This window comes from Streptomyces sp. NPDC091209, from assembly GCF_044757755.1.
Lineage (GTDB): Bacteria > Actinomycetota > Actinomycetes > Streptomycetales > Streptomycetaceae > Streptomyces.
Genome location: NZ_JBIVVR010000032.1, coordinates 1 through 2,551 on the forward strand (window position 1 = coordinate 1; position 2,551 = coordinate 2,551).

The following is a 2,551-nucleotide window of genomic DNA, read 5'->3' on the forward strand; positions in this document are numbered from 1 at the left end:
GAGGTGCTGGACCGGTGTCTGCACCACCTGCCACCAAGCCCTGCCCGCCACAGCACGCACGACGCCAAGATCGAGATAGACCTAACGGAGTCCTAGTAGGCGCCACCGCCCTCGGGGTGAACGGCGATCACCTACCCGTAGGAGACGACGAGCACCGCCAAGAGCGCGGCGATGACCAAAGTCACGGGCAGCGTGGCGGACAGCGCCCCGGTCCCGGCGGCGATCAGGACGAGCACGATCGCCTCGGGCCCGTACGCCACCGAGCTCAGCGCGTCCAGGGACAGGGCGGCGAGCCCTTCAAGACTGGTGAGGTGGTGCCGGTCGCCTTCCCCGGGCAGCAACGGAACCTTCGGCCGCAGTTCGCGGCGGGCCAGACCGTACGCCATCAGGAACCACCTCGCGGTGCGGAGTGCGGGGGATCAAGGCTGTTCGAGGCCAGTGTGACCACGCCACCAGGGCGAGGAGCGTCAAGGACGCGCCAAGGCTTCGCACCTCGTCGGGGAATGCTCCGTGGCTCTGCCGGGGAAGCCTCCTCGTCGGATGTGCGGCCGACCCGTACGACCCGTCCGGCCGGGTCGGGGCCGGCTAGGAAGTGGCGGTCGCCGGAAGGTCGGGGCGGACCGGCAGAGGGTCGGGCGCGGCCGGGACGGTGAGCACCATGGTGAGTCCGCCGCCGGGGGTGTCCTCGGCGTTGAGGGTGCCGCCCATCGCCTCGGCGAAGCCGCGGGCGACCGCGAGGCCGAGCCCGACCCCGGCGCCACGGGGCGCGTCTCCGTACCGCTGGAACGGCTCGAAGATACGATCCTTGGCCGCGTCCGGGACACCGGGGCCCCGGTCCACCACGCGCACCTCCACCCGGTCGGCCATGGCGCTGGCGGAGACCAGGACCCGCTCGCCCGAGGGGCTGTACTTGACCGCGTTCTCCACGAGGTTGGCGACCGAGCGTTCCAGCAGGCCGGGGTCGACGGCGACCATCGGCAGGATCTCCGGGATCTCCAGCTCCACGCTGTCCTCGGGGACTCCGCCGAGCGCCATCGGGACGACCTCGTCGAGGTCGATCTCCCGGATGAGGGGGGTGACCGTCCCGGTCTGGAGCCGGGACATGTCGAGCAGGTTGCCCACCAGATTGTCGAGGCGGTCCGAGCCCTGCTCGATGCCCTCCAGCAGCTCGGCCCGGTCCTCCTCCGACCAGGCCACGTCGTCGGACCTGAGGGAGGTGACGGCTGCCTTGATCGCGGCCAGCGGGGTGCGCAGGTCATGACTGACGGCGGCGAGCAGCGCGGTGCGGATGCGGTTGCCCTCGGCCAGCGTGCGGGACTGGTCGGCCTGGGACTGCAGCCGCTGCCGGTCCAGGACCACCGCGGCCTGGGCGGCGAAGGCGGCCAGCACCCGCCTGTCCTCGGCCGGCAGGACCCGCCCCGACAGAGCCAGCGCCATACGGTCGCCGACCGGAATGTCGACGTCCGCTTCCTCCGGCCGCTCGACACCCGGGCGCTGGCCCACACTGCCGGCGCAGGTCCAGGGGGCCACGTCGCTCTCCCGCTCCAGGAGCGCGACCGACTCCATGGCGAAGGTCTCCCGGACCCGTTCGAGCAAGGCTTCGAGACTGGTCTCGCCGCGCAGCACGCTGCCCGCGAGGAAGGAGAGGATCTCCGACTCGGCGCGCAGCCGCGCGGCCTGGTGCGTACGCCGGGCCGCCAGGCCCACCACGGAGGCCACCGACACGGCGACCCCGACGAAGATCGCGATGGCGACGATGTTCGTCGGGTCGGCGATCGTCAGGGTGTGGACGGGCGGGGTGAAGAACCAGTTCAGCAGCAGAGAGCCCACCACCGCCGAGGCCAGCGCCGGGTAGAGGCCGCCCAGCAGGGCCGCGGCCACCGTCAGAGCGAGGAACAGCAGCATGTCGTTGGCCAGGCCGACTTCGGGTGTGACGCCGGTGAGCAGCAGGGTGAGGAGCGCCGGACCGGTCACACCGACGAGCCAGCCCCAGATGACGCGGGACCGGCCGAGCCGCGTACTCCGGGCCGCTGGCAGTCCGCGTCCCTTGCCCGCCTCGTCGTGGGTGATCAGGTGGACGTCGAGGTCGGGCCCCGAGTCGCGGGCCACCGTCGCACCGACGCCCGGCCCGAACACGTACTGCCATCCCTTGCGGCGGGACACTCCGAGGACGATCTGGGTGGCGTTGACCCCGCGCGCGAAGTCGAGGAGCCCGGTGGGGACGTCGTCGCCGATGACGTGGTGGAAGGTGCCGCCGAGGTCCTCGACCAGGGTGCGCTGGACGGCGAGTTCCTTCGGCGAGGCGTTGGTCAGTCCGTCGCTACGGGCTATGTAGACGGCCAGTACCTCGCCGCCGGCACCCTTTTCGGCGAGGCGTACGGCCCGGCGGATCAGGGTTCGGCCTTCGGGACCGCCGGTCAGTCCGACGACGATCCGCTCCCGGGAACCCCAGATCGTGGAGACCCGGTGCTCGCTGCGGTACTCGGTCAGGTATTCGTCGACCCGGTCGGCGACCCACAGCAGCGCGAGCTCGCGCAGGGCCGTGAGATTG

1 protein-coding gene and 1 pseudogene are annotated in these 2,551 nt (G+C 71.8%); both read right to left on the bottom strand.

Going from position 1 to position 2,551, the window contains the following annotated elements:
* Positions 1-134 precede the first annotated feature (134 nt).
* Positions 135-386 (bottom strand): annotated as a pseudogene (locus ACIQRL_RS40795) (amino acid permease); the annotation flags it as partial.
* Positions 387-585: 199 nt separating this feature from the next.
* The coding region (locus ACIQRL_RS40800) for an ATP-binding protein (RefSeq protein WP_401341415.1) at positions 586-2,551 on the bottom strand (1,966 nt) is incomplete at its 5' end.